We start from the raw sequence: 25,642 nt of genomic DNA on the forward strand, positions 1-25,642 counted from the left end.
TTATCTTCAACTTTTTTATTTTTCTTCTTTATGATATCCATTAACTATTTTTTGCACTACTTTCTTTACTACACTTGCTTGTGCTATTAATGTCATAACAGTTAGGAAAGTCACTATGCAATCTCTATCTTCTTCTTTTATATCAGAAACCTGTATTATTTCTTCTATTTTATCGTTATCAACTAATGGCACCTCTAAGAATCTTTTTATGCTCTCTTCTTGTACTTCTCCGAACATCTTATAAGCCGTTTCCCAAGATATTATATCATCGCTTCTATCATTAATATCATTAAATGCTAAAGCAAATACTTTTTTGATCTCATCGGTTTTTAATAGGGGTCTCATATAACTTAATAAAACCAATTGAGCTAAGTGCACCTTAGTATATCCACGTTTTTTCCCATCTTCCGGCTTTGATATTACCTCACTTTTAATATAGTTTTGCACTATATTATTAGTAAATTTATCTTCCGTAAACTTATCATTTAGATAGTCTATAACCTGTGAAAGAAATAAATCATACTTTGGCAAATCATCATAAGAAACCATACTGTTTTTTGACATCTCTTCTGCCAAAACTTTTATTTGTTCAGAATTAAAATTATTAATATCCATAGCACACCTCAAATTTCGTTTTAAACCCTTATTATGTATTATATAGTATTTATAATCACATTACAAGTTAATACCCTCTATTTTGTTTTACATAACTTAAATTTATAAACAATATATAGAATAAATCATATTTATTACAAAAGTTTTTTATATTTAATACTATATAAGTAAAATATATTCAAATTTTTTTGAAAAACTTTAAATATATTTTATCTATTAATGTATTTTTTTTATTAAAAAGTAAATATTTCATTATAAATTTTTAAATTCATATATTTTACCCTATTTTCTTAAATAATAATAAACAATATATTAATTTAATCATAGAATATTATATAAATTAAATAATTTTCTATACGACATTTTTATTATTTTTTTCCAATTTTATTTTTAAATATATATTTTATAAGTTAATTGTTATTTTCCAAGTATAAATTTATATTAATATATCAATATTTATCCTTTTTTTTAACTTTTTGTCAAACAAAAATTAGTCTATTTATGTAAAATAAATTAATCTTTACCTTGACTTTTCAAAAAAATGGTAGTATATTTAATATATAATTGATTGAGAATAAAAAAAATTGTAAACAAACATTTTTTTTGACAAAACATATTGACTTAATATGACAAGTTTGTTAATATTATAATGCGTTTTGTCGAAAGTTGTAAAATGCAAGGAGGAAGTATAATGAAATCAACAGGTGTAGTAAGAAGAGTAGACGAATTAGGAAGAATAGTTATTCCTATAGAGTTAAGAAGAACATTAGATATAGCAGAAAAGGATGCTTTAGAAATCTATGTAGATGGAGAGCAAATCATATTAAAGAAATATGAGCCAGCATGTATATTCTGCGGAGATGCTAGAGATGTTGTTAACTACAAAGGTAAAAACATCTGCCAAAAATGTTTAGATGAATTAAAAAAATAGTAATTAACTTATTTAATATAAATAATTAATTAACATTTTAACCCTAACCAATAATAATTTTTAACACTATATCCCCTTATAGTGTTAAAGCACTTCATAATCCCCTATGAAGTGCTTTATTTTTATTATCTATATTTTAATAAATATTTTCTTAAAATCATAATTCTTTAATTATAAACTATTTTTTATTTGTTAATCCTAATCGCATAATTATATATGCTAAATTTCCCTTTAGCTAAAATATAATTTTATTAAAAGTTACCACATATCTTAAATTAAATATTATAATACTTAAATCTTATATGTTAACCCTAAATATCTAATGAAAATTTATATATTTCTGATTTTGCAACTCCTCTATCCTTTGCTACTTGTTTTATAGCATCTTTTTTCTTCATTCCTTCATTATCTATATAATGTATTATATGTTCCTCTATAGACATGCTAATCCATTTTGAAGTATTTTCTTCTTCTATTTCTTTATCTGTTTTTCCTGATATTACACAAACAAACTCACCTTTTGGAGCATTTTCTTCAAAATGAATTTTTGCTTCCTCTAAAGTTCCTCTAAATATTTCTTCATGAAGCTTAGTTAATTCTCTACATATAGCTACTTTTCTATTTCCTAACCCTTCTTTTAAAGTATCTATAGTATCTAATATTCTATATGGTGATTCATATATTATTATTGTTTCTGTTCTATCCTTTATGTCTTCAATAAAAGATCTTTTATCCTTATTTTCTCTTGGGAAAAATCCCTTAAACATAAATTTAGTTGTATCTAATCCAGAATATATTAAAGCAGTTGTAAAAGCTGTTGCTCCTGGTAAAACTTCAAATTCTATACCTTCTTCTATACATTTCTCAACAACTACACTTCCTGGATCTGATATTCCTGGAGTTCCAGCATCACTAACTATAGCAACTGAAGTTCCTTCTTTAACTCTTCTAAGTATTTCTTCACCTTTACCTTGCTCATTATGCTTATGATAACTAATTAAAGGCTTTTTAATCTCAAAATGATTTAAAAGCTTAAGAGTTTGTCTTGTATCCTCAGCAGCTATTAAATCAACATTTTTTAAAACCTCTAAGGCTCTTAAAGTTATATCTCCTAAATTTCCTATTGGAGTCGGTACTAAATAAACTTTACTCATTTTTATTTACTCTCCCTTCCATATATCTTATCTATTTCTTCACTATATCCACCTTCATCTTTATACACATATAAAGGTGCTTCCCATTTTAAGAAAGCTCCGCCGTCTCTTTGACCTTCTACTAAAACTATGTTTGCAGCTTTTTTTGTATTAGGATGAACCATTCTAACCCTTTTAGGTTCTATTTTATATTTTCTCATAAGACAAAATATATCAGCTAACCTTTCAGGTCTATGTACCATATAAAGTCTTCCATTATCCTTTAGAAATCTTCTACTTGCTGCTATAACATCCTCTAAATTACACATAATCTCATGTCTAGCTATAGCAAGTTTATCTTCTGGATTTACAATACCTGCATTATTTAACTTATATGGAGGATTTACTGTAACAACATCAAATTTAGGCATTGATTTATTAAGCTCTTTATCCTTTAAATCGCCACATACAAAAGATACTTTATCTTGAATATTATTAATCTTTGCACTTCTATTTGCCATTTCAGCAAATTCTTCTTGTATCTCAATTCCAACTACTTCTTTAGGATTTTTTTTTCCGTAAATAATAAAAGGAATTATTCCTGTACCTGTGCACAAATCTAATACAGAATGTTTTCTGTTAACATTAGCAAAATTAGCTAGTAAAACAGCATCCACTCCAAATCTAAACCCTTCTTTTTTCTGAATTAGATGTAATCCATCTAACTGTAGATCATCAAGAGTTTCATTCTCGTTAACTAAAGTTAAATCCAACTCTTTTAAAGTTTTATTCATACTTCTTCACACTCACCTTTATTGTAATCAGTAGACCTGTAAAATCAGTAAATAAATTAAGGTCTCTTTAATTGTTATAGTCTATATTATAGCATATACTCAAAATTCTTAACCTTTTATAAAAAAATATGCCAAACAGCTATTTCTACTGTTTGGCATAAATATATTTTAAATTATAATATTCTTCTTGCTGATGAGAAATTATATATAGGGCCTACTATTACACCAACACCTGGTCTAGCAGCGTGAATCATTTGTCCACCACCTACATATATTCCAACGTGTCCTACACCATTAGTAAATACTAAATCTCCTGGTTGTAACTGATCTCTTGATACAGGTCTACCTTGATTTATTTGTGTATAAGTAGTTCTAGTAATTTCTCTACCTACTGCATTTCTATAAACATAACTAGTAAATCCTGAACAGTCAAATGAATCTGGACCAGTTGCACCAAATACATATGGTCTTCCTATAAACTGATATGCATATGATACTACTGCTGAAGCTGCCCCTTCACTTGGAGGAGCTACTGTGCTTCCACTATTTGATGATGAACTTCCATTACTAGTTGAAGATGAACTTCCGCCAGAATTAACATCTCCACCTCTGTTAGGTGCGCTACTTACTGCTTCTTCTGCTTTTTTAGTTTCGATTAAATCTTTAGCTTTTTCTATAGCTTGAACAGCTTCTGCATCTACCTCTGGAGTTTTTATTTGATTTCTTAAACCTCTTAAGGCTGTCACAGCTTGATTTAAATCATTTACTGAACTATTTGAATTTATTTTAGAAGTCCATGGCTCAATTAACTGTCTTTCTAGTGGAGCTAATTCGCCAACAACTTTTTCTTGCTCAGCTTTCATATCTTTTATAGCGCCTTCTTGCTCAGCTTTCATTTTGTTTAACTCATCTATTTTTGATTGAGTTTCTGAATTAAGCTTATTTAATTCGGCAGTCTTATCTTCTAATTCTTTAACTTGGCTATCAAGCTTTTCCTTTTCAGAAGTTAACTCATCAATAACTTGCTTATCCATACCCATTACTTTGCTTATAGCTTGTACTCTTGATAAGAAGTCACCAATTCCATTAGAATCTAATAAAGCAGTTAAGTAGTTTGCTTGTCCACCACTTTTATATGTTGCTCTTATTCTTTGACCTAAAACTTCTTGTTGTTTTTCTATTTTCTTCTTTGATTCCTCAATTTGAACTTTAACTGTTGAAATTGATTCCTCTGTTTTAGATATTTCTTCTTTATTTTTTTCTACTTGGAAAAATAAAGGTTCTATTTTAGCTGATAACCCATCTATCTTATCTTCTAACTCTCTTATCTTACTATTTATATCTGCATATTTATCTTGACTTTGTTCCATTTGTTGCTTTTGATCATCTGTAAGTGGAGTTGCGAATACACTATGTCCTACTCCAAATGTCATTGTAGCAGCAAGAACTGTTGAAATTATTTTTTTCTTCATATCTACTTGCTCCCATTTAATGAAAAATAGGAACTCATCCCTCCCCTATGTTAAAAGTTTTACACTTATACATTATAGCATTTGAAACCTTTTTGTAACAATATAAATTTGTCATTTTTTTGTTAAATAAATATAATTTTTTCACTTTTTTTACACTTTTTTAACTTTTTCTTACATATATATACTATTTTGAGATTTTATTTCCAACTAATTTCTGAACAATTGACCCACCTATTATAATAACTACGAAAGCTATTTTTATTGAATTTCCATTAACAAAGTTATCAAGTACTCCTAAAATAGTTCCTAAAAATCCTATAAAAATATTTCCTATTGCATTGCTTTGTATGTACTTAGCACTATATTTCCCTGCTTGATTTTCTCCTTCAAATCTTTTTTTGTTTGCAAATAATACTATTCCAACAACTATTAATAAAAAACTAGCTGCTAGCATAACAATTGAACTTATCTTCATTTGTTTCACCTCATCTTTTAATTTTTAAATTACTACTTAACATTATAACATCCTCACAGAAATATAATATATTTTAAGTAGAATATAATATTTTTTAATTTTTTAAACTTTTTTTATTTTTTTGTTGACAACCTTATTATTTTCTCATATAATAATAAATGTCGCCGGGGTGTGGCGCAGATGGGAGCGCGCGTGGTTTGGGACCATGAGGTCGCAGGTTCGATCCCTGTCACCCCGACCAAAAGGAATTGCAACAGCAATTCCTTTTTTTATTTTATATAAGATTTTAATATTAATACTCCAGTTAAATCTATTTAGACTTAACTGGAGTATTATTTTTATTAGTAGATAATTTTAATATAAAATATATAATCTACTTTAATCTTATTAATAAATTATATTCTTAAACATATTTTTTATTCTAAATTATCATTTCCCTCTTCTTTAATACTCTTTGCAAATTCTTCTTCAAAGTACCTATCTTCCTTTGCGGCTGCAGTAAATAAAGCCATATAAAACATCCATATAAGTGCTAATATCCCAGTTAATATAATATATTTCATTGTATATCTCCCTCTTTTTAAATTAGTATCTACTTAAAATACTTTCCAAAACATAAAAATTTATACACTCCACTAATACAATTTGAATTTTTGTACATAATAATTTTATTAAAATGATTGTAGGAGGATCGATCTATTATGAATAAAAAGTATGACTCTTTATTTAAAGAACTTATCTCTTCATATTATTCAGAAGATAACTTTGATGAAAAATTAAATGATATAGTAAAAAATAATTTTAATAGTAAAGAAGATGCTATTGATGTTCTTTCATCCCTATGTGGAGTTGATATAGATAAAAACTCAGATAATATTGCTTATGACATAAGAAAAGCTATAACAACACACAAAATCAAAAAAAATATAGTTGATAAAGTTTCTGTATGTACAAAAAACTGTTCAAAAGAAAGTAAAGGTAAATGTCAAAGCCTTTGTCCCTTTGATGCAATACTGACTGATCCTATAGATAATAGTAAATATATAGATCCAAATCTATGTCAAAATTGTGGTATATGTGTTCAGGTATGCGAAAGTGGTCACTTCTTAGATAGAATTGAACTTCTTCCTATTATTGATTTAATAAAAAATAATGAGACTGTAATTGCCGCAGTAGCTCCTGCTATAGCTGGACAATTTGGTGAAAATGTCTCCTTAGATATGCTAAGAGAAGCATTTATAAAAATAGGCTTCTCAGATATGATTGAAGTTGCCTTTGCCGCTGATATGCTTTCAATTAAAGAAGCTGTTGAATTTAATCATCATGTAGAAAAAACTGGAGATATATTAATAACATCTTGCTGTTGCCCTATGTGGGTGGCCATGTTAAGAAAGTGTTATACGGATTTAGTAAAGGATGTCTCCCCTTCTGTTTCACCTATGATAGCTGCTGGGAGAGTAATAAAAAAATTAAATAAAGATGCTAAGGTAGTTTTTATAGGTCCCTGTATAGCTAAGAAAGCTGAAGCAAGAGAAAAAGACTTAGTTGGTGCTATAGATTATGTCTTAACCTTTGAAGAATTAAAGGGTATATTTGAAGCATTAAAAATAGATCCATCATCTATGAAAGGTGTTCCCTCTATAGAATACACCTCTAGAGGTGGAAGGCTTTACGCTCGAACTGGAGGGGTATCAGAGGCCATAAATGATGTGGTTAAAGAACTCTATCCTGATAAAGCTAAGATATTTAAGGCAGTTCAAGCTAATGGAGTTAAAGAATGTAAAGAACTCTTAAATAAAGTTCAATCTGGTGAATTAAAAGCAAACTTTATTGAAGGTATGGGATGTGTTGGAGGATGCGTTGGTGGTCCTAAAAGAATAGTAGATCCTAGCATAGGTAAAAAACACGTTGATGAAGTTGCTTATAATTCGCCAATAAAAGTTGCTACTCATAGCCATACTATGGATGAAGTCCTATTGAGATTAGGAATAAATTCATTAAAATCTTTTGAGGATAAAGAAAAAATATCTATTTTTGAAAGAGAATTCTAAAACATATTTACTTATAAGCTTAATATTTAACCTTACCTTCTATATAATTTATATGTTAAACTGTATTGGGGGTGAGGCAACAATGCTTAGCAATATAAAAGGTGTAATCTTTGATTTAGATGGAACTTTAGTTGATTCAATGGGAGTATGGGCTAAAATAGATTCTGATTACCTAACTGATCTTGGTCTTGAAGTTCCTAAAAACCTTAAAGAAGAAATCACTCATTTAGGCTTCAAAGAAGTTGCTAAATATTTTAAAAAAAGATTTAATATAGCAAGTTCAGAAGAAGAAATAATGAAAACTTGGCATGATATGGCTTATGTAGAGTATAAAAATAATATAAAACTTAAACCTGGTGCAAGAGAATTTCTTGAGCAATTAAAAGAATCTAACATAAAAATAGGATTAGCTACTAGTAACTCTTATCCTTTACTAGAAGTTTGCTTAAAATCAAATGATATCTTTCATTTATTCGATTCAATAACAATAACAGGTGAAGTACCTAGAGGAAAGGATTTTCCTGATGTTTACTTGTTAGCTGCTGAAAGATTAGGATTAGAGCCTAAAGAGTGTGCAGTTTTTGAAGATATCTTACCAGCAGTTAAAGGAGCTCTTAGTGCTGGAATGAAAGTTTTTGCAGTAGAAGAACATACTGTTTCTGAAGAAGAAAAATCACAAATCAAAGAAATTGTACATGAATACATAGATTCATTTAATGATTTACTTGTAAATTAATATTATACTTACATAATAAAACTATAAAAATTAAACTACATAATAAAAAGATAAATTACTTATGTAGTTATAATAATAAAAACTCAATTTAAAACTTAGTAATGTTTTAAATTGAGTTTTTTTTGTAAAATCTATTTTATTCTAGGTTTTTAATAGCCTCTTTTATTAATTCAGCTCTATTATCCCAGGTATTTTCTTCAGATTCTCTTCTTAAGATATTAAAATATTCTTTGTTATCTACTTCTAGCTTTAATGCCTTATCAATATTTTTTATAAACTCATCATAATCCTTTGAAATCAAACAAGATTCATAATTTTTACACTCATTTATATCAGTAGTTACTATGGGCTTTTCTAAAGCCATATACTCAAATATTTTTAATGGTGATGTGGAGTCTGTTATATCATTTTTTATAAAAGGTACAATGCACACATCAAAATATCTTGAATAGTTTATTAAATCTCTATAATCAATCATACCAAGATAAGATATATTTGAATAATCTTTTAGATTACTTTGATTATAAGACCCATCATAATCCATTCCTATTAAAACTATTTCGTAATCTTCTCTTTCCTTTGCTAATTCTTCAATTAATTTATAATCAACCCACTTAGCTAAAGCTCCATAATAACCTATTATAGGCTTTCTTTTATTAACTATAGGCTGAATTTTTTCACCTATTTCATTTCCATGATTTTTAAAATCTTCTAAATTAACAGCATTAGGAGCTAAAATATTATTTTCATTTTCTCCCCTAAATTTATTTGCAATATCTTTTAATTTTTTTGCAGTTGAAACAACTAATACATTTTCTTTATCTCTCAAGAGTTTTTCATGATCCTCTATCACTTTAGAAGTTATGTTATATCCACTTATTTCACTAGATAACTCGTCTACAAAATCATATATGACTTTAAAGCCTTTATCCATATATGTTTTTATCTTTTCGTAATCAACTGAGTTTAAACATGTAGCATAAACATGTAAAAATTTAGGCTTATTAATTGATTTTATTGCCTCAAAAAATGCCATATTTAAACTATACATATCTAAATTAAGAACATATAAATTGTCCTTTATCTTTTTAATTGAATAAATGTTATCATTTTTTACATCGCTTCTATATATATATAATACTTTCTTTTTACTTAATGCCTCTGCTAAATGTTGAGGTCTTTGTTTCATTTCTATATTCCATCCAAAGGAAGCATGAAAAACAATAATTTCATCAAAGTCTTCTAATTCCAATATGCTTTTAATCTTTTCATAAAAACAATTAAATTGCCCCTCAAATAATATTGAGCTTATAGCATCATCTATATATTTAGATGTCTTAGAACATAATTCATTGAAATTTCCTGATAAAATATCTTCTTCGGTTATTTTATTCTCATAGTATGCTGTTTCTTCCCCATCCTCATTAATAACTTTAGTAAGTTCTAATCCAGAATATATAAGTTCTTTAAGTTTTAAATTTTCTATAAGCCAGTTATTTAATTCCCTTTTCTCTTCATATGTAAAATCTCCAATATTCTTTTTTAACATAACTTCAAAAATATTACTCATAAGAATTCTCCTTATCAAAAGACTTTAATATTTTTCATTATTAACATCTTTTCACATAATTAGTACACAAAAGAGGATATAAGCCATATAAACTATGGTCATATCCTCTATTTTTTATGTCCATGTAGAATCTAAGAATACAAAACCTTCAGACTCTCCTTCATTTTTAACCTCAAATGAAACTACGTCTTCTTGTGTTTCTAAAGCAACAAGATTTTGGCTTTCTGAAAATATAGCATCTAAATAATAAATTCCTTCCTTAACATCTAGAGAATCAATTTTAAAAGTAATTTTATTTCTTCCCTTTTTCCAAGGTATAGTGAATTCATCAACATTACTATTTACTGAGAATATAAACTGATCTGCATTTCTATACTCACAAGGCTCTCTGTATGCCTTTCTCATTTCAATAGTAATACCAGCATTTTTAACTGATGGATTAAACACCTCATATTCAACTAAAAATTCTATAGATTCGCCCTTTTTATAAACTTTTTTATCATCTAATATTTCCACATTGATAAGCTCAACAAACTTTCCTGTTTCAAGCTCTTCTTTGTCATCACTTTTCATAAGCTTATCATAATATTTTTCAACTATATCAAAGGATGGTCCAATATCAACTACTCTTCCTTTTTCAAGCCATATAGCTCTTTCACAGAAGGTTTGAACAGTTTCAAGGCCATGTGATACATAAAGAACTGTTTTACCAGCCTCTTTAAATTCATTAAACTTATCCATACATTTTTTTTGGAATCCAACATCTCCAACGGATAATATCTCATCTACAATAAGTATATCTGGATTAATATTTATAGCAACGGCAAAGGCTAATCTAGCATACATACCACTTGAGTAACTTTTTACTGGTTGATTTATAAATTCTCCAATATCAGCAAACTCTATAATATTATCCTTTACCTTATCAATTTCATCTTGAGTTAATCCCATGAGACTTCCATTAAAATATATATTTTCTTCTCCAGTAAGCTCTGGATTAAAACCAGTTCCTAATTCTAAAAGAGAAGATACTCTTCCATTAACATTAACTTCTCCTGATGATGGAAATGAAACTCCTGTTAATATTTTTAACAAAGTAGATTTACCAGCACCATTATTTCCAATGATACCTACTATTTCACCCTTATTTACATGAAAAGAAACATCAGTTAAGGCTTTAAACTCTTTAACTTCTTTTTTTGCAAAAGGATTTATTATGTTTCTTATTCTACTTGATTTTGAATCATAAACTCTGTAATTTTTACAAAGATTTTTTACTTCTATTGCCTTTTCCATGATTTCTCCCCCATTAAGAGTTTAGTATAAGCTCCTTAATGTCCTTTGCCTTTTGTCTCCAAGTATTTTGATTACCTTCTTTTCTAAGTAATTCTATATATTCCTTAGAATTCTCTAACTCAGCAGCTTTCTTAATGTTATTTATGAAATCTTCATGTGAATCACTTACTAAAGGTGATTCATATTTTCTACACTCTGGTAAAGCTGTTGTAACTATAGGCTTACCTAAAGCCATATATTCAAATAATTTTACTGGCGAAGTAGCTTCTGTTATTTCATTTACCACAAAAGGAATTATAGAAACATTAAAGAACTTAGAATATGTTGGAAGTTCATTATAGTTAATAGTTCCTAAATAATGAACATTGTCTAATTTTAATATTCCGCTCTTTCCTAAAGATTGATCATAATCTATTCCTATAAGAACTATTTCATAATCATCTTTAAATTCTTCTGCAAGCTCTTTAATTAAATCATAATCAAACCAACTAGCTAAGGCTCCAAAATATCCTATTATCTTTTTCTTACTATTAACAATATTTTTCATCTTATCAGGAATCTTTTTGCAATCAATATTAGCAAAATGCTCATATTGAACTCCATTAGTTACAAGAGCTAATTTATTTTCTCCTCTTAACTCTTTAGCTTCTTGGTAAAGCTTATCTGCAGTAGTTACCACATAAACTTTTTCTGTATCTTCAAGCATTCTCTTATGACTTGCTTTAATTTCATCTGATATTTTAAATCCAGCAATATCATCTGATAAATCATCAACATATTCATATATTATTTTAAAGTTTCTATCTGTAAACTTCTTTAACCAGCTATCATATTCAACAAATGAAGTTGAATATATTTGACCAAAGGCAGGAACTCCACTTTGAGATACTATATCTATTAAACATTCTTGTAACCAATATAAATCTGTGTTAACTAAGTAAAGATTTTCTTCCATCTTCTTGTAAGTTTTAATATCCTTATCAACATAAGGTGATGCTTTATAAAAATATAAAACATTTTCCTTAGCTAGATTTAAAGCTATATGTTGAGGTCTTTGGAACATTTTAACCTCAAATCCAAAGTAAACATCAAATATAATTATAGCATCATAATTTCCATTCTTTATTGCACCAGTTATTTCATCAAAGAATACTTGTTTTTGATCTTCATGTCCTTTTTCTCTATATTTAAGCAACATTGGCTTCAATATAGGTCTTAATAAATTTTTTAAACTTCTTTTTAAACTCATACTATTACCCTCTCACTCTTAAATGTTTTTTTCAATTAATCTATCTAGTATAGCTGCCTTTTCTCTCCAAGTATTTGCTAGAGCTTCTTCTTTTAGATAGTTATAATACTCATCTTTTTTATCAAGAGTTAATGCAAAGTCTAGTTTTTCTATAAAATCTTCATGGCTTTTTCCTATTAATACTGACTTATACTTTCTGCATTCTCTCATATCAGTAGTAACTATAGGATGCCCCATTGCCATATATTCAAAAAGTTTAACTGGACTTGTAGACTCAGTTATATCATTTAATAAAAATGGTATAGTTGATATTGTGAAGTATTGAGAATATTGATTTAATTCCTTATAATCAACAATACCTAAATAATGAACATTTTCAAGTTCATCTATTTTACTATCTTTAAAGCTGTTATCATATAAAAATCCTATTAATACAATCTCATAATTAGGTCTTTCTTTAGCTACTTTTTTAAGTAATTCATAATCAAACCATTTTGCTAAAGCTCCAAAATATCCTATTATAGGATTTCCTTTGCTTACTATATCTTTTAATTTTTCTGGAACCTCATCACTTCTATATTGCCAATGATCATATTGAACTCCATTTGTTATCATTGCAACATTTTCTTTTCCTCTAATCTCTTCTATTTCTTCTATAAGCTTATCTGCTGACCCTACAGCTATATTACTCTTATCTTCTATAATATTCTTATGTCTATCATATACAAAATCAGGTAAGTGTCCTGATATTTCATCTGAAAGTTCATCTATATATTCATATATTATTTTAAAACCATTATCAATGTATTTCTCTTTAATATATTGTTCATCTAAATAAACATCTGTTGAATAAAGAGATAAGAATTTATGACCTTTATACTCCTTAAGAAGATCAAACATAGCATTTTGTAAAGCAAAATTAGCCATGTTAACTAAGTAAAGTCTATCCTTCAGCTTTTCAACAGTCTTTACATGCGGATCAAACTGCTCTGAAGTTCTATAGAAATAAAGATATCCATCATCAGTAAGCTCATTTGCCATATGTTGAGAACGTTGGAATAAAGGAATATTCCATCCAACTCTTGAATCAAAAACTACTACCGCTTTGAATTTCTCTTTTTTTAATATCTTATGAAATATAGCATTAGCCTCTTCATAATTTTTTCTATAGGTTAATGCATTATTATCTAATTTATCTTTAATACGTCTTTTTATATATCTTAAAACTCTCTTTATAACTTCTATTAAACCATCTTCTTTAAGAACTTCCGTTGTTCTCCTAGCAATTCTACCTACGCTCATACTATTCCTCCGATTAATTACCCCAAGAATGCCCCAGTATTAAGAAACCTTCTCCTCTATACTTGTCATTCAAAGTAAAACTATATCCATTTATTTTTCTATATACTTCCTCTTCACCATCTCTTAAAACAAAGTCAATATAATAAACTCCAGCAACTAAGTTAACCTTATTTAAAGACACTTTTAACTTATTAACTCCTAAATTAAAAGGAATATTTTTTATATTATCTTTACTATTTATACCACAAACAAACTGATCATTTCCTCTAGTTGTACCTGGCTCATAGTCAGTTTTTCTAAACTCTAAAACTATGTTAGGGTCTTTTAAGTCATTTGAAATAAGATCATATTCAACCTCTAAATCTAATTTTTCAAGATATTCTACATTTTTTGTATTAGATTTAACTACTATACTATTTATTATGTCACTTTTATGATCTTTTAATTGTTCTATATTAGCAGGATTAAAATTTAAATTATAATATCTCTCTACTACAATTACAGAATTCCCATCATCTACAACTTCACCTTTTTGAAGCCAAATTGCTCTGTCACAGAACTTTTTCACTGTTCCAAGTCCATGAGAAACATAAAGTATTGTTTTTCCCTTTTTCTTAAATTCATTGAACTTTTCCATACATTTAACTTGGAAACCAACATCTCCAACGGATAAAATTTCATCAACTATCAATATGTCAGGGTCTACATTAATAGCAACGGCAAATGCTAATCTAGCAAACATACCACTTGAATAATTTTTTACTGGTTGCTCTATAAAATTACCTATATCAGCAAACTCAAGTATATCCTTTAATTTTCCATCTATCTCTTCCTTAGTTAAACCATTTAAACTACCATTGAAATAAATATTTTCCATACCAGTAAGCTCAGGATTAAATCCTGACCCCAATTCTAGCATAGATGCTAATCTTCCATTTATCTCAATCTCTCCAGAAGTAGGGAAAGCCACTCCTGTTAGTAATTTTAAAAGTGTTGATTTACCGGCCCCATTATGACCGATAATACCAACACATTCTCCCTTGCTTATCTCAAAAGAAACGCCCTTTAAAGCATAAAATTCTTTTATATTCTTTTCTTTACCAAAAGCATTCGCTAATCTTTCAGATCTCTTTTGATATAACTTATATTTTTTAGTTAAGTCTTTAACTCTTATAGCAACAGACATATTCTGTACCTCTCTTTTTATAAAACATCATCAAATTCTGGTCTAAATTTTTTAAATACTTTAGATCCAAATATGAATAATATTATAGTTACTACCCAGAAATAAACTCCATATGCTAAACTAACTGTATGTGTTCCTAAATATGCGTCCCTAAATAAAACAGCTAAGTAATATAAAGGGTTTAATTTTAGTATTTTCTCAATCCAAGGCATACTAGAACCTACAGGCAATTCTCCTGCTTGCCACATAACTGGACACATCCAGAATAAAAATTGCATAAATACAGATATTCCATGTAATATATCAATTGACATTACCACCCATGCAGATAGTAATCTTGATAAAGCTGCCAAAAATATTATAGTTATGATAATGGCATAAATCAATTTAGGTATATTTATTAGATTTAAGTTACCATTGACTGCAAATATTATAAAACTTATTACTAGCAAAATTAAAAATGTGTAAAAACTAATTACTATTCTTATAGTAGGTAATATTTCTACAGGGAATTTAACCTTTTTAACCAAAAAGGAATTAACCCTTATGGAACCTGCGCCTGACATAATTACATCAGAAATAAATATCCATGGTATGTATGCTGAAACTAGCCAAACTAAATAATTAACCTGTACATTTGAACTAGTTGTTCTCATTCCAGTTGAAAATATCATCCAGAAAACAGTTATCATAGCTAGTGGTCTTATTATAGCCCAAGCCATACCTAACTTAGAACCAGCAAACTCTTTTTTAAATTCTTTCTTGGATATGCTAAATATCATTCTCCAATGAGAAAAAATACTTTTCTCAATCTCAAGCCAATCCTTCAAGTTGTTCACCTCTGCTTATCATCTATTTTTTTGTAAAATAACTAAACCTAATTATACCACAAATACTTAATAAATATTTATACATTTCTCTTACAAAGTAGCAAAATATACTTCTTGTTTAAGCCTTTTCTTAAAAGCTACAAATATAGCTAATACTTCTTTCAATAAACTAACTTCATATAAAATCCAAATTCACTAAAAACTATTAAATATAAATACTAAATATATAAATTAATCTTAATTAATAATAAAGTTACTAGGACATTCTTATTATTCTAAATTCTAAAATATAATTTAGAATTTATATTTTTAATATCTTCTAATTTTAAAAATATATAAATTAAGTTTATTAAGAATCTCTAACTTAAGTATTGTCATTTATACATATTACTACACTAAAAACAATAAAAAAAGTTAGATATAGAATAAAATTCTACACCTAACTTTTTAATAGAGTCTTAAATTAAGCTAATTTAACTCCATATTTTTCTCTTAATTCTTTTATTAATTCTAAGTATTTCTTTTGTTGTCTTTCTTGAATTAACATATTAACAACTTGCTCTTTAACATCTTCAAAAGCTTTAGTTTTAGCTTCTGTTTTGTCTTCAACTTTTATTAAGTGATATCCAAATTGAGTTTTAACTGGAGCACTAACTACTCCTAACTCTAAGTTAAATGCAGCTTCTTCAAATTCTGGAACCATCATTCCTTTTGAGAATGAACCTAAGTTACCACCTTGTTCCTTTGAAGGACAGCTTGAGTATTTGTTAGCAGCATCTTCAAAAGTTATTGAACCTGAAGCTATTTCTTCTTCTACTTTTTTAGCTTCTTCTTCTGATGCAACTAAGATGTGCTTAGCTGTTACAGTTTCTAATTCAACGAAGTTTTCTTTATGCTCTTCGTAAAAAGCTTTTGCTTCATCATCTGTTACAGTAACTGATGATAAAGTCTTTTTCATTACCATTTGAGCTAATAATTCTTTAGCAAATTTATTTAATTGATCTTTAAACTCTTCAGTCTTATCTAATCCAGTTTCTTTTGCAAATTCAGACATTAATTCAAAAGCAATAGCTTGCTCTAAAACTTGTCTTTTACCTTCATCACTAGCAAGCATAGCTTGTTGTTGAGCTGGGTATCTTGCTATTATCTCATCTATATAGTCTGAAGTTATTTCTGTATTTCCAACTGTTGCTAGAACTTTCTTTTCCATATATATTATCTCCTTTTTAATTAAAGTTTTATTTTCCTATACTTCATATATTAACATACATTTAATGAATTAAAAAGAAATTCTGAGTATTTTCCTAATCTATAAAATAAGTTTATACTTTAATAATATATAATTAAAAATTTCTTACTTATAAATTTTTTCTCTTAAAAATCAGGCTCAAGTTTAACAAACTAATACTACATATTTTTTATATTCTTAAACCTTAAGATTTTAAATACTAACTTTAAGGTTTCTAACACTTAAAATTCAAATTAATTTCTAACTTCTAACTTCTAACTTCTAACTTCTAACTTCTAACTTCTAACTTCTAACTTCTAACTTCTAACTTCTAACTTCTAACTTCTAACTTCTAACTTCTAACTTCTAACTTCTAACTTCTAACTTCTAACTTCTAACTTCTAACTTCTAACTTCTAACTTCTAAAAAAATTATAATTCACCCTATAAAGTTAATCACTAAAAACTTACAATTCACACTTTAAATTTAATTATTAAAAACTTTAGAATATAAACTAAAGTTTTTATCAACTAATAAAAAGTTATAATTCTTATCTCTATAATTTTCTCCCTAAAGTTCATGTTAATTACTAAAAGACAATAAATTCCTCCTCTAAAATTTAAATTTTTATATTTAAATTTTATACATATGAATATCTCTCTTCCACTTTGTTGATAATGAATAGTAATTATTATATAATATATATAATTTAAAGGAGGGATTCTTATGTCAATTGAAATAAATAAATTAGCTCCAGATTTTAAACTTATGGGTTCTGATGGAAAAGAACATTCACTAAGTGATTACAAAGGAAAAAATATAGTTTTATATTTTTATCCTAAGGATAACACTGCTGGTTGTACTACAGAAGCTTGTGATTTTAGAGATAACATACAAAACTTTCATGATTTAAATGCAATTATTTTAGGTGTTTCTAGAGATTCTTTAGCATCTCACGATAAATTTATTACTAAATTATCACTTCCATTTGTATTACTTAGTGATCCAGATGAAATAGTTTGTAAATTATACGATGTAATAAAAGAAAAAAATATGTACGGCAAAAAATATATGGGTGTAGAAAGAAGTACTTTCTTAATAAATAAAGAAGGAATATTAATAGAAGAATTTAGAAAAGTAAGAGTTAAAGGACACATAGAAAAAGTTCTAGATAAATTAAAAGAAATAAATTAAAAAATAAAATTAAAAGAGGATCTTATTAAGATCCTCTTTTAATTTTTAACATAAGTTCAAAATATAAATTAAAAATATAAATTATATTCTTATTTTACATTTTAATAATCTCATATAAAAATATTTTTTATGCTCTATAAAAAATAGCCTTCTATGTATGTAGAAAATAATTATACTATCACTAAAACTTTTCTATATTTAATAAAAACCAGGTTGTATTGATACCTAGTTTAACCGTTCTACCCTTAAAATATATATTTTGTTTAATAAAAACAAATATATATTTTTTTATTCTTATAGTCTTCTTATTGTAATCTAACTATTTTATAGATATTTATGACTTATTCAAATCTCAATATAATATTATAACTTCTTATTTAGAACTCCTTATTTTAAATAAGAGTTTGAAATTTATGTACAAAAAAAGCTTAGTGAATTATTCACTAAGCTTTTGGTGGCTCGAGCAGGAATCGAACCAGCGACACGAGGATTTTCAGTCCTCTGCTCTACCGACTGAGCTATCGAGCCATAAAATAAAAACCTGGCGACCACCTACTCTCCCACACAGTCTCCCGTGCAGTACCATCGGCTTCTAAAGGCTTAACCGTCGTGTTCGGAATGGGAACGGGTGTTACCCTAAAGAACATCATCACCAGATGTTTGAAAGTTTTTGTTTTTTCAAAATTGCACATAATTAATACTATATTTGGTCAAGCCCTCGATCTATTAGTATCGGTCAGCTGAACATGTTACCATGCTTACACCCCCGACCTATCAACCTTGTGTTCTTCAAGGGATCTTACTAGCTTATGCTATGGGAAATCTCATCTTGAGGTTGGCTTCACGCTTAGATGCTTTCAGCGTTTATCCATTCCCGACTTAGCTACCCAGCTGTGCTCCTGGCGGAACAACTGGTACACCAGAGGTCAGTCCATCCCGGTCCTCTCGTACTAAGGACAGCTCCTCTCAAATTTCCTACGCCCGCGACGGATAGGGACCGAACTGTCTCACGACGTTCTGAACCCAGCTCGCGTGCCGCTTTAATGGGCGAACAGCCCAACCCTTGGGACCTACTTCAGCCCCAGGATGCGACGAGCCGACATCGAGGTGCCAAACCTCCCCGTCGATGTGGACTCTTGGGGGAGATCAGCCTGTTATCCCCGAGGTAGCTTTTATCCGTTGAGCGATGGCCCTCCCACGAGGTACCACCGGATCACTAAGCCCGACTTTCGTCCCTGCTCCACTTGTGGGTGTCGCAGTCAGGCTCCCTTCTGCCTTTGCACTCTTCGAACGATTTCCGACCGTTCTGAGGGAACCTTTGGGCGCCTCCGTTACTTTTTAGGAGGCGACCGCCCCAGTCAAACTGCCCACCTAACAATGTCCTGTGACCAGATTCATGGCCGCCAGTTAGAATTTCAGTACTGTCAGGGTGGTATCCCAAGGTTGACTCCACCAAGGCTGACGCCCTGGTTTCCTAGTCTCCCACCTATCCTGTACAGACAATACCAAAACTCAATGCTAAGCTACAGTAAAGCTCTACGGGGTCTTTCCGTCCAATCGCGGGTAGCGAGCATCTTCACTCGCACTACAACTTCGCCGGATTTACAGTTGAGACAGTGCCCAAGTCATTACGCCATTCGTGCGGGTCAGAACTTACCTGACAAGGAATTTCGCTACCTTAGGACCGTTATAGTTACGGCCGCCGTTTACTGGGGCTTAAGTTCACACCTTCGCTTGCGCTAAGTGTTCCCCTTAACCTTCCAGCACCGGGCAGGCGTCAGCCCCTATACATCAGCTTACGCTTTAGCAGAGACCTGTGTTTTTGCTAAACAGTTGCTTGGGCCTATTCTCTGCGGCCTACTCTCGTAGGCACCCCTTCTCGCGAACTTACGGGGTCAATTTGCCGAGTTCCTTAACTGTAATTCTTCCGCCGGCCTTAGGATTCTCTCCTCACCTACCTGTGTCGGTTTGCGGTACGGGCACTACTTCTCTCTCTAGACGCTTTTCTTGGCAGCGTGGAATCATGTACTTCGGTTCCGTGGAACCTTCCCCATCACGCCTCAGCATTATGAGAGCGGATTTGCCTACTCTCACTGCCTAAACGCTTAGACTAGCATCCAATAGCTAGCACACACTATCCTCCTGCGTCACGCCATCGATAATAACGATGGTAGTGGTACTGGAATATCAACCAGTTGTCCATCACCTACGCCTTTCGGCCTCGGCTTAGGTCCCGACTAACCCTCAGCGGACGAACCTTCCTGAGGAAACCTTAGGTTTTCGGCCTGTGGGATTCTCACCCACATCTCGCTACTGATGCCAACATTCTCACTCGTAACCAGTCCACCGCTCCTTACGGTACGACTTCAGCCCGGTTACGACGCTCTCCTACCGCTTGAACTAAGTTCAAGCCCGTAGCTTCGGTGGTAAGTTTAGCCCCGTTACATTTTCGGCGCAAGATCTCTCGACTAGTGAGCTATTACGCACTCTTTTAATGAATGGCTGCTTCTAAGCCAACATCCTAGTTGTCTTAGAAATCTCACATCCTTTCCCACTTAACTTACACTTTGGGACCTTAGCTGACGATCTGGGCTGTTTCCCTTTTGACCACGGATCTTATCATTCGTAGTCTGACTGCCGAGCTCAAAGTATGTGGCATTCGGAGTTTGATAAGGTTCGGTAAGCGCTATGCCCCCTAGCCCATTCAGTGCTCTACCTCCACTACTCATACTCGACGCTAGCCCTAAAGCTATTTCGGAGAGAACCAGCTATCTCCGGGTTCGATTGGAATTTCTCCGCTATCCACAGCTCATCCCATGCTTTTTCAACAGCAACGTGGTTCGGTCCTCCACGAGGTTTTACCCTCGCTTCAACCTGGCCATGGATAGGTCACCCGGTTTCGGGTCTACGGCATGCAACTAGTCGCCCTATTCAGACTCGGTTTCCCTTCGGCTCCGTACCTTAAGTACTTAACCTTGCTACATACCGTAACTCGTTGGCTCGTTCTACAAAAAGCACCTCATCACCCTCATAAGGGGCTCTGAGCGGTTGTAGGCACACGGTTTCAGGTTCTATTTCACTCCCCTCCCGGGGTTCTTTTCACCTTTCCCTCACGGTACTGCTTCACTATCGGTCATCAGGTAGTATTTAGCCTTGGGAGGTGGTCCTCCCTGCTTCCCACAAGGTTTCACGTGTCTCGTGGTACTCTGGATCATAACTCGTGGTCTTCTCGTTTCACTTACAGGACTATTACCTTCTACGGTGGAACTTTCCAGTTCTCTTCAGTTACAATAGCCTCCACTTTTATGCTATGTCCACAACCCCGGAAACAAGTTTCCGGTTTGGGCTCTTTCCCTTTCGCTCGCCGCTACTAAGAAAATCGATTTTTCTTTCTCTTCCTCCAGGTACTTAGATGTTTCAGTTCCCTGGGTTACCTTCATTAAGCTATGTATTCACTTAATGATACATGGGGTTTCCCATGTGAGTTTCCTCATTCGGAGATCTTCGGATCTCAGGCTATGTGCGCCTACCCGAAGCTTATCGCAGCTTATCACGTCCTTCATCGGCTCCTGATGCCAAGGCATTCACCATGCGCCCTTTGTAGCTTGACCTATATTAGTTATAGTTCTCATTTTACAAAGAATAGAAATTGGTTTTGCCAATTTGGCTTGTTGTTTCTATAAATTAAATTATGTGCAATTTTCAAAGAACAATTTTGAGAGATAGTCTCTCAAAATTAAACAGAGATATTATCCAGAATTCATTATCATCTTAGTTGTCCTAAGATGTATTCCTTAGAAAGGAGGTGATCCAGCCGCAGGTTCTCCTACGGCTACCTTGTTACGACTTCACCCCAATCGCTGACCCTACCTTCGGCCGCTGCCTCCTTGCGGTTAGCTCACGGACTTCGGGTATTGCCAACTCTCATGGTGTGACGGGCGGTGTGTACAAGACCCGGGAACGTATTCACCGCGACATTCTGATTCGCGATTACTAGTAACTCCAGCTTCATGTAGGCGAGTTTCAGCCTACAATCCGAACTGAGACTGGTTTTTAAGTTTGGCTCCACCTCGCGGTATTGCATCTCTCTGTACCAGCCATTGTAGCACGTGTGTAGCCCTACACATAAGGGGCATGATGATTTGACGTCATCCCCACCTTCCTCCTGGTTAACCCAGGCAGTCTCGCTAGAGTCCTCAACTTAATGGTAGTAACTAACGACAAGGGTTGCGCTCGTTGCGGGACTTAACCCAACATCTCACGACACGAGCTGACGACAACCATGCACCACCTGTCACCTTGTCCCCGAAGGGATTTCCTCGATTAAGAGTAATGCAAGGGATGTCAAGTGTAGGTAAGGTTCTTCGCGTTGCTTCGAATTAAACCACATGCTCCGCTACTTGTGCGGGTCCCCGTCAATTCCTTTGAGTTTTAATCTTGCGACCGTACTCCCCAGGCGGAATACTTAATGCGTTAGCGGCGGCACGGAGGTGTTGAAACCCCCACACCTAGTATTCATCGTTTACGGCGTGGACTACCAGGGTATCTAATCCTGTTTGCTCCCCACGCTTTCGAGCCTCAGCGTCAGTTACAGTCCAGAGAGTCGCCTTCGCCACTGGTGTTCTTCCTAATCTCTACGCATTTCACCGCTACACTAGGAATTCCACTCTCCTCTCCTGCACTCTAGATAACCAGTTTGGAATGCAGCACCCAAGTTGAGCCCGGGTATTTCACATCCCACTTAATCATCCGCCTACGCTCCCTTTACGCCCAGTAAATCCGGATAACGCTCGCCACCTACGTATTACCGCGGCTGCTGGCACGTAGTTAGCCGTGGCTTCCTCCTTGGGTACCGTCATTATCTTCCCCAAAGACAGAGCTTTACGATCCGAAAACCTTCATCACTCACGCGGCGTTGCTGCATCAGGGTTTCCCCCATTGTGCAATATTCCCCACTGCTGCCTCCCGTAGGAGTCTGGGCCGTGTCTCAGTCCCAATGTGGCCGATCACCCTCTCAGGTCGGCTACGCATCGTCGCCTTGGTAGGCCGTTACCCCACCAACTAGCTAATGCGCCGCGGGTCCATCTCATAGCGGATTGCTCCTTTGGTTGAATGATGATGCCATCTTTCAACGTTATGCGGTATTAATCTTCCTTTCGGAAGGCTATTCCACTCTATGAGGCAGGTTACCCACGTGTTACTCACCCGTCCGCCGCTAATCCGTTTCCCGAAGGAAACTTCATCGCTCGACTTGCATGTGTTAAGCACGCCGCCAGCGTTCATCCTGAGCCAGGATCAAACTCTCAATTTAAAAGTTTAATCTATACTCATATTACTTATAAAAGAATTGCTGGTTTATGTTAATATCTTCTGTTTAATTTTCAAAGACCATTTCGTCGTCGCCATCAAGCGACTTTCTTAGTTTAGCATCACTTCGAAACTTTGTCAACAACTTTTTTCAAAACTTTTTATTTATTTTGTTAAGTTGTTTGTGTGTCTCTCAGCGACGAGATTTATCTTACCATGTATATTGATTTAACCGATTTTATAATACACATTATTTTCATTATTATTCCTATAATTCTTTATTTTCCTTAATTTTTCTATATAATTCTTACATTGATACGCTGGGATAAGTTTTCATATAATTTATTGTATTAATATGTAAAATAAAAGGAATACTGTAAAAAAGCATTCCTTTTAAAAAAATTTATATTGTTTTACTTACTATTTTCTTTTAAATCTTTTGCTTTTTAATCCAATTCCAACTAAAAGTGATAGAGACCCTAATCCAAAAATGAATTCTTTACCAACACCTGAACCTGTTTGTGGTAATTCATCTTTATTATTATCATCACTATTCTCTAAATCCTCATTATTTTCTTCATCTTCTTTATCCTCATCTGGGCTTAGAGGCTTATCCTCTTTATTATCTTCTATCGAAAATTCTGAAATAACATATTTCTGTTTAAAACATCTTCCTTTTTCATCAATAAGTTCTGAACTTGTTATTTCTATACTAGTTAATTCAGCTTTATCAATTGCCTTAAATTCTAAAATGAAATTCACTTCATTAGCCTTAAGAGAACCCTCTTCTAAATTTATTAAAACTTCTAAAGTATTATTATCTATAATATTAGTTTGTAAATCTTCACTAAACTCTACCTTACTATTAATAAATTCTAATTTTTCTCCTTGAAATTTAATCTTGGCTCTATATTTACCTGCTACTATTTCATTAAAATCACTTAAATTAAACTTTACTTGAAAATTATCACCTAAATTTATTTTTTTATTCATACTAATATTAACATTTCCCAAGCTATTGATGTTTGTAATGCCATGTCCATAATCGTAATAATTAACTTCAGTATTCATAGTTCCATCATTATTTAAACTTGGAATATCTACTGGTAACTTTCCCTTAGGCTCTACAGCTCCAAAAACAACTCCCATAGATGCTGGTATATTAGGTCCTGAAGATTTAGTTAAAAAAAAGTATCTCTTCTATTTGAAATTGTTTTTTAGCATTATATGGTTCCTGAACATTTAGTTGGGAACGAAGTATCTTCTTCTGTTGAATCCATTCCTTTAAATCCATATGCAACTCCCTGTGCCTTAGCGTTATCATAAGCTGCCAAATCATATGGATTTCTTAAGCTTATTAATATAGAATCTTTGTTTACTTTTAATTATGGAATTCTAACTATTTTGTTATTGATTAATTGCAACTATTTTAACCCAAATTATATTTAGCACCCTTGTTATAAGAAATTATTAAGTATAGAATTTAATTATGATTTTGACAAAATTTATTTTTATATAAGGAGGTAATTAAATGGCTGCTGAATTTAATAATGATTGGGATGATTTATTAAAAGATGAGTTTGAAAAGGAATATTACTTAAATCTTAGAAAGTTTCTTATAAATGAATATAAAACTCAAAAAATACATCCAAGCATGTATGATATATTTAACGCATTAAAATTCACACCTTACAAAGATGTTAAAGTTGTTATTTTAGGTCAAGATCCATACCATGGACCAAACCAAGCTCATGGATTTAGTTTTTCTGTTAAACCAGGAGTTCAAACTCCTCCATCTTTGAGAAACATGTTTAAAGAATTAAATTCTGACCTTGGATGTTACATACCTAATAATGGATTTTTGGAATCTTGGGCTAAACAAGGTATCCTTTTATTAAATACTGTTTTAACAGTTAGAGAAGGGCAAGCTAATTCTCATAAGGGTAAGGGTTGGGAAATATTCACTGATAGAGTAATTGAATTATTAAACAAAAGAGAAGAACCTATAGTATTTATTCTTTGGGGAAGAAATGCTATTTCAAAAGAAGCTTTAATAACTAATCCAATACATAAAATAATAAAATCAGTGCATCCAAGTCCCCTATCTGCTACTCGTGGATTCTTTGGTTCAAAACCTTTCTCTAAAACTAATGATTTTTTAGTTTCAATAAATAAAGAACCTATAGATTGGCAAATACCTAATATATAACCAAAACTTTATACTTAATATTAATTATTATTTTAAGTTTACATTGATTTATATAAAACTCTTT

The 25,642-nt window shown here is 31.6% G+C and carries 19 protein-coding genes, 2 tRNA genes and 3 rRNA genes; 6 read left to right on the forward strand and 18 right to left on the reverse strand.

Annotation, left to right across the window (positions count from 1 at the left end):
• Positions 1 to 15 precede the first annotated feature (15 nt).
• Positions 16 to 615 carry a DUF1836 domain-containing protein gene (locus I6G60_RS15050; RefSeq protein WP_003458091.1) on the reverse strand — a complete coding sequence of 200 codons (600 nt, stop codon included), beginning with the start codon at positions 613 to 615 and terminating at the stop codon, positions 16 to 18.
• A 691-nt stretch (positions 616 to 1,306) separates the two neighbouring features.
• Between I6G60_RS15050 and I6G60_RS15055 the strand changes: the two genes are divergently transcribed.
• Entirely contained in the window at positions 1,307 to 1,546 is a 240-nt protein-coding gene (locus I6G60_RS15055) for an AbrB/MazE/SpoVT family DNA-binding domain-containing protein (protein WP_003476163.1), read from the forward strand.
• A gap of 311 nt (positions 1,547 to 1,857) precedes the next feature.
• Here the strand turns inward: I6G60_RS15055 and rsmI are convergent, their stop codons facing one another.
• From rsmI to I6G60_RS15075, 4 genes are all read right to left on the reverse strand, one after another.
• Complete coding sequence (gene rsmI / locus I6G60_RS15060; RefSeq protein WP_003453470.1) at positions 1,858 to 2,700, reverse strand: 16S rRNA (cytidine(1402)-2'-O)-methyltransferase; 843 nt, start codon at positions 2,698 to 2,700, stop codon at positions 1,858 to 1,860.
• Between the two features lie 2 nt (positions 2,701 to 2,702).
• A complete protein-coding gene (locus I6G60_RS15065) occupies positions 2,703 to 3,473 on the reverse strand; it encodes a tRNA1(Val) (adenine(37)-N6)-methyltransferase (RefSeq protein ID WP_003473109.1) in 771 nt (256 codons plus the stop codon).
• Between the two features lie 173 nt (positions 3,474 to 3,646).
• On the reverse strand, positions 3,647 to 4,945 hold the full coding sequence (locus I6G60_RS15070) for a C40 family peptidase (RefSeq protein ID WP_003470217.1): 1,299 nt from the start codon (positions 4,943 to 4,945) through the stop codon (positions 3,647 to 3,649).
• A 184-nt stretch (positions 4,946 to 5,129) separates the two neighbouring features.
• Entirely contained in the window at positions 5,130 to 5,420 is a 291-nt protein-coding gene (locus tag I6G60_RS15075; protein ID WP_042268404.1) for a hypothetical protein, read from the reverse strand.
• A gap of 165 nt (positions 5,421 to 5,585) precedes the next feature.
• Here I6G60_RS15075 and I6G60_RS15080 point away from each other — a divergent pair.
• Positions 5,586 to 5,661 (forward strand) — tRNA-Pro (locus I6G60_RS15080).
• Positions 5,662 to 5,836: 175 nt separating this feature from the next.
• Here the strand turns inward: I6G60_RS15080 and I6G60_RS15085 are convergent.
• The gene (locus I6G60_RS15085; protein ID WP_003453473.1) at positions 5,837 to 5,983 is read right to left on the reverse strand and encodes a hypothetical protein; all 147 of its coding nucleotides are present in this window, start codon (positions 5,981 to 5,983) and stop codon (positions 5,837 to 5,839) included.
• A 138-nt stretch (positions 5,984 to 6,121) separates the two neighbouring features.
• On the opposite strand from I6G60_RS15085, the gene I6G60_RS15090 reads away from it, so the two are divergent.
• Together I6G60_RS15090 and I6G60_RS15095 are read left to right on the forward strand one after the other, a co-directional pair.
• Positions 6,122 to 7,471, forward strand: coding sequence for a [Fe-Fe] hydrogenase large subunit C-terminal domain-containing protein (locus tag I6G60_RS15090; RefSeq protein ID WP_003473104.1), 1,350 nt, complete (start codon positions 6,122 to 6,124; stop codon positions 7,469 to 7,471).
• Positions 7,472 to 7,553: 82 nt separating this feature from the next.
• Entirely contained in the window at positions 7,554 to 8,207 is a 654-nt protein-coding gene (locus I6G60_RS15095; protein ID WP_003473105.1) for an HAD family hydrolase, read from the forward strand.
• 136 nt (positions 8,208 to 8,343) lie between these two features.
• Here I6G60_RS15095 and I6G60_RS15100 read toward each other — a convergent pair whose 3' ends face one another.
• From I6G60_RS15100 to I6G60_RS15130, 7 genes are all read right to left on the reverse strand, one after another.
• The gene (locus I6G60_RS15100) at positions 8,344 to 9,777 is read right to left on the reverse strand and encodes a glycosyltransferase (protein ID WP_003473103.1); all 1,434 of its coding nucleotides are present in this window, start codon (positions 9,775 to 9,777) and stop codon (positions 8,344 to 8,346) included.
• A 114-nt stretch (positions 9,778 to 9,891) separates the two neighbouring features.
• A complete protein-coding gene (locus I6G60_RS15105) occupies positions 9,892 to 11,073 on the reverse strand; it encodes an ABC transporter ATP-binding protein (protein ID WP_003460432.1) in 1,182 nt (393 codons plus the stop codon).
• Between the two features lie 13 nt (positions 11,074 to 11,086).
• Complete coding sequence (locus I6G60_RS15110) at positions 11,087 to 12,322, reverse strand: glycosyltransferase (RefSeq protein WP_195390450.1); 1,236 nt, start codon at positions 12,320 to 12,322, stop codon at positions 11,087 to 11,089.
• A gap of 18 nt (positions 12,323 to 12,340) precedes the next feature.
• Positions 12,341 to 13,624: a glycosyltransferase gene (locus tag I6G60_RS15115; RefSeq protein ID WP_003453483.1), complete on the reverse strand. Its 1,284-nt coding sequence runs from the start codon at positions 13,622 to 13,624 to the stop codon at positions 12,341 to 12,343.
• A 13-nt stretch (positions 13,625 to 13,637) separates the two neighbouring features.
• Positions 13,638 to 14,810 carry an ABC transporter ATP-binding protein gene (locus I6G60_RS15120; RefSeq protein ID WP_078233227.1) on the reverse strand — a complete coding sequence of 391 codons (1,173 nt, stop codon included), beginning with the start codon at positions 14,808 to 14,810 and terminating at the stop codon, positions 13,638 to 13,640.
• A gap of 17 nt (positions 14,811 to 14,827) precedes the next feature.
• Positions 14,828 to 15,649 (reverse strand): ABC transporter permease, encoded by an 822-nt coding sequence (locus tag I6G60_RS15125; RefSeq protein ID WP_223932420.1) that lies wholly within the window; start codon positions 15,647 to 15,649, stop codon positions 14,828 to 14,830.
• Positions 15,650 to 16,103: 454 nt separating this feature from the next.
• Positions 16,104 to 16,850 (reverse strand): peptidylprolyl isomerase, encoded by a 747-nt coding sequence (locus I6G60_RS15130; protein WP_003453475.1) that lies wholly within the window; start codon positions 16,848 to 16,850, stop codon positions 16,104 to 16,106.
• A gap of 744 nt (positions 16,851 to 17,594) precedes the next feature.
• Here I6G60_RS15130 and I6G60_RS15135 point away from each other — a divergent pair.
• Positions 17,595 to 18,062 (forward strand): peroxiredoxin, encoded by a 468-nt coding sequence (locus tag I6G60_RS15135; protein WP_003453479.1) that lies wholly within the window; start codon positions 17,595 to 17,597, stop codon positions 18,060 to 18,062.
• Positions 18,063 to 18,514: 452 nt separating this feature from the next.
• Here the strand turns inward: I6G60_RS15135 and I6G60_RS15140 are convergent.
• From I6G60_RS15140 to I6G60_RS15160, 5 genes are all read right to left on the reverse strand, one after another.
• Positions 18,515 to 18,590 (reverse strand) — tRNA-Phe (locus I6G60_RS15140).
• A gap of 11 nt (positions 18,591 to 18,601) precedes the next feature.
• Positions 18,602 to 18,719, reverse strand: a 5S ribosomal RNA gene (gene rrf, locus I6G60_RS15145).
• A gap of 49 nt (positions 18,720 to 18,768) precedes the next feature.
• Positions 18,769 to 21,673, reverse strand: a 23S ribosomal RNA gene (locus I6G60_RS15150).
• A gap of 187 nt (positions 21,674 to 21,860) precedes the next feature.
• Positions 21,861 to 23,373 (reverse strand): 16S ribosomal RNA (locus I6G60_RS15155).
• The 16S, 23S and 5S rRNA genes sit together here with 1 tRNA gene alongside, the layout of an rRNA operon.
• A 416-nt stretch (positions 23,374 to 23,789) precedes the next feature.
• A complete protein-coding gene (locus I6G60_RS15160; RefSeq protein ID WP_223932419.1) occupies positions 23,790 to 24,518 on the reverse strand; it encodes an LPXTG cell wall anchor domain-containing protein in 729 nt (242 codons plus the stop codon).
• Between the two features lie 382 nt (positions 24,519 to 24,900).
• On the opposite strand from I6G60_RS15160, the gene I6G60_RS15165 reads away from it, so the two are divergent.
• Positions 24,901 to 25,578 carry a uracil-DNA glycosylase gene (locus I6G60_RS15165; RefSeq protein WP_003458249.1) on the forward strand — a complete coding sequence of 226 codons (678 nt, stop codon included), beginning with the start codon at positions 24,901 to 24,903 and terminating at the stop codon, positions 25,576 to 25,578.
• Positions 25,579 to 25,642: the final 64 nt, after the last annotated feature.

The sequence above is a fragment of the Clostridium perfringens genome (assembly GCF_016027375.1).
In the GTDB taxonomy this organism is placed as follows: Bacteria; Bacillota; Clostridia; order Clostridiales; family Clostridiaceae; genus Sarcina; species Sarcina perfringens.

What these genes read in the sequence shown, in the direction of transcription:
- I6G60_RS15075 (WP_042268404.1), bottom strand. Translation starts at nt 5,420, where the DNA reads ATGAAGATAAGTTCAATTGTTATGCTAGCAGCTAGTTTTTTATTAATA.
- I6G60_RS15135 (WP_003453479.1), top strand. Translation starts at nt 17,595, where the DNA reads ATGTCAATTGAAATAAATAAATTAGCTCCAGATTTTAAACTTATGGGT.
- I6G60_RS15130 (WP_003453475.1), bottom strand. Translation starts at nt 16,850, where the DNA reads ATGGAAAAGAAAGTTCTAGCAACAGTTGGAAATACAGAAATAACTTCA.
- I6G60_RS15050 (WP_003458091.1), bottom strand. Translation starts at nt 615, where the DNA reads ATGGATATTAATAATTTTAATTCTGAACAAATAAAAGTTTTGGCAGAA.
- I6G60_RS15105 (WP_003460432.1), bottom strand. Translation starts at nt 11,073, where the DNA reads ATGGAAAAGGCAATAGAAGTAAAAAATCTTTGTAAAAATTACAGAGTT.
- I6G60_RS15100 (WP_003473103.1), bottom strand. Translation starts at nt 9,777, where the DNA reads ATGAGTAATATTTTTGAAGTTATGTTAAAAAAGAATATTGGAGATTTT.
- rsmI (WP_003453470.1), bottom strand. Translation starts at nt 2,700, where the DNA reads ATGAGTAAAGTTTATTTAGTACCGACTCCAATAGGAAATTTAGGAGAT.
- I6G60_RS15065 (WP_003473109.1), bottom strand. Translation starts at nt 3,473, where the DNA reads ATGAATAAAACTTTAAAAGAGTTGGATTTAACTTTAGTTAACGAGAAT.
- I6G60_RS15165 (WP_003458249.1), top strand. Translation starts at nt 24,901, where the DNA reads ATGGCTGCTGAATTTAATAATGATTGGGATGATTTATTAAAAGATGAG.
- I6G60_RS15160 (WP_223932419.1), bottom strand. Translation starts at nt 24,518, where the DNA reads ATGGGAGTTGTTTTTGGAGCTGTAGAGCCTAAGGGAAAGTTACCAGTA.
- I6G60_RS15070 (WP_003470217.1), bottom strand. Translation starts at nt 4,945, where the DNA reads ATGAAGAAAAAAATAATTTCAACAGTTCTTGCTGCTACAATGACATTT.
- I6G60_RS15115 (WP_003453483.1), bottom strand. Translation starts at nt 13,624, where the DNA reads ATGAGCGTAGGTAGAATTGCTAGGAGAACAACGGAAGTTCTTAAAGAA.
- I6G60_RS15110 (WP_195390450.1), bottom strand. Translation starts at nt 12,322, where the DNA reads ATGAGTTTAAAAAGAAGTTTAAAAAATTTATTAAGACCTATATTGAAG.
- I6G60_RS15090 (WP_003473104.1), top strand. Translation starts at nt 6,122, where the DNA reads ATGAATAAAAAGTATGACTCTTTATTTAAAGAACTTATCTCTTCATAT.
- I6G60_RS15085 (WP_003453473.1), bottom strand. Translation starts at nt 5,983, where the DNA reads ATGAAATATATTATATTAACTGGGATATTAGCACTTATATGGATGTTT.
- I6G60_RS15055 (WP_003476163.1), top strand. Translation starts at nt 1,307, where the DNA reads ATGAAATCAACAGGTGTAGTAAGAAGAGTAGACGAATTAGGAAGAATA.
- I6G60_RS15120 (WP_078233227.1), bottom strand. Translation starts at nt 14,810, where the DNA reads ATGTCTGTTGCTATAAGAGTTAAAGACTTAACTAAAAAATATAAGTTA.
- I6G60_RS15095 (WP_003473105.1), top strand. Translation starts at nt 7,554, where the DNA reads ATGCTTAGCAATATAAAAGGTGTAATCTTTGATTTAGATGGAACTTTA.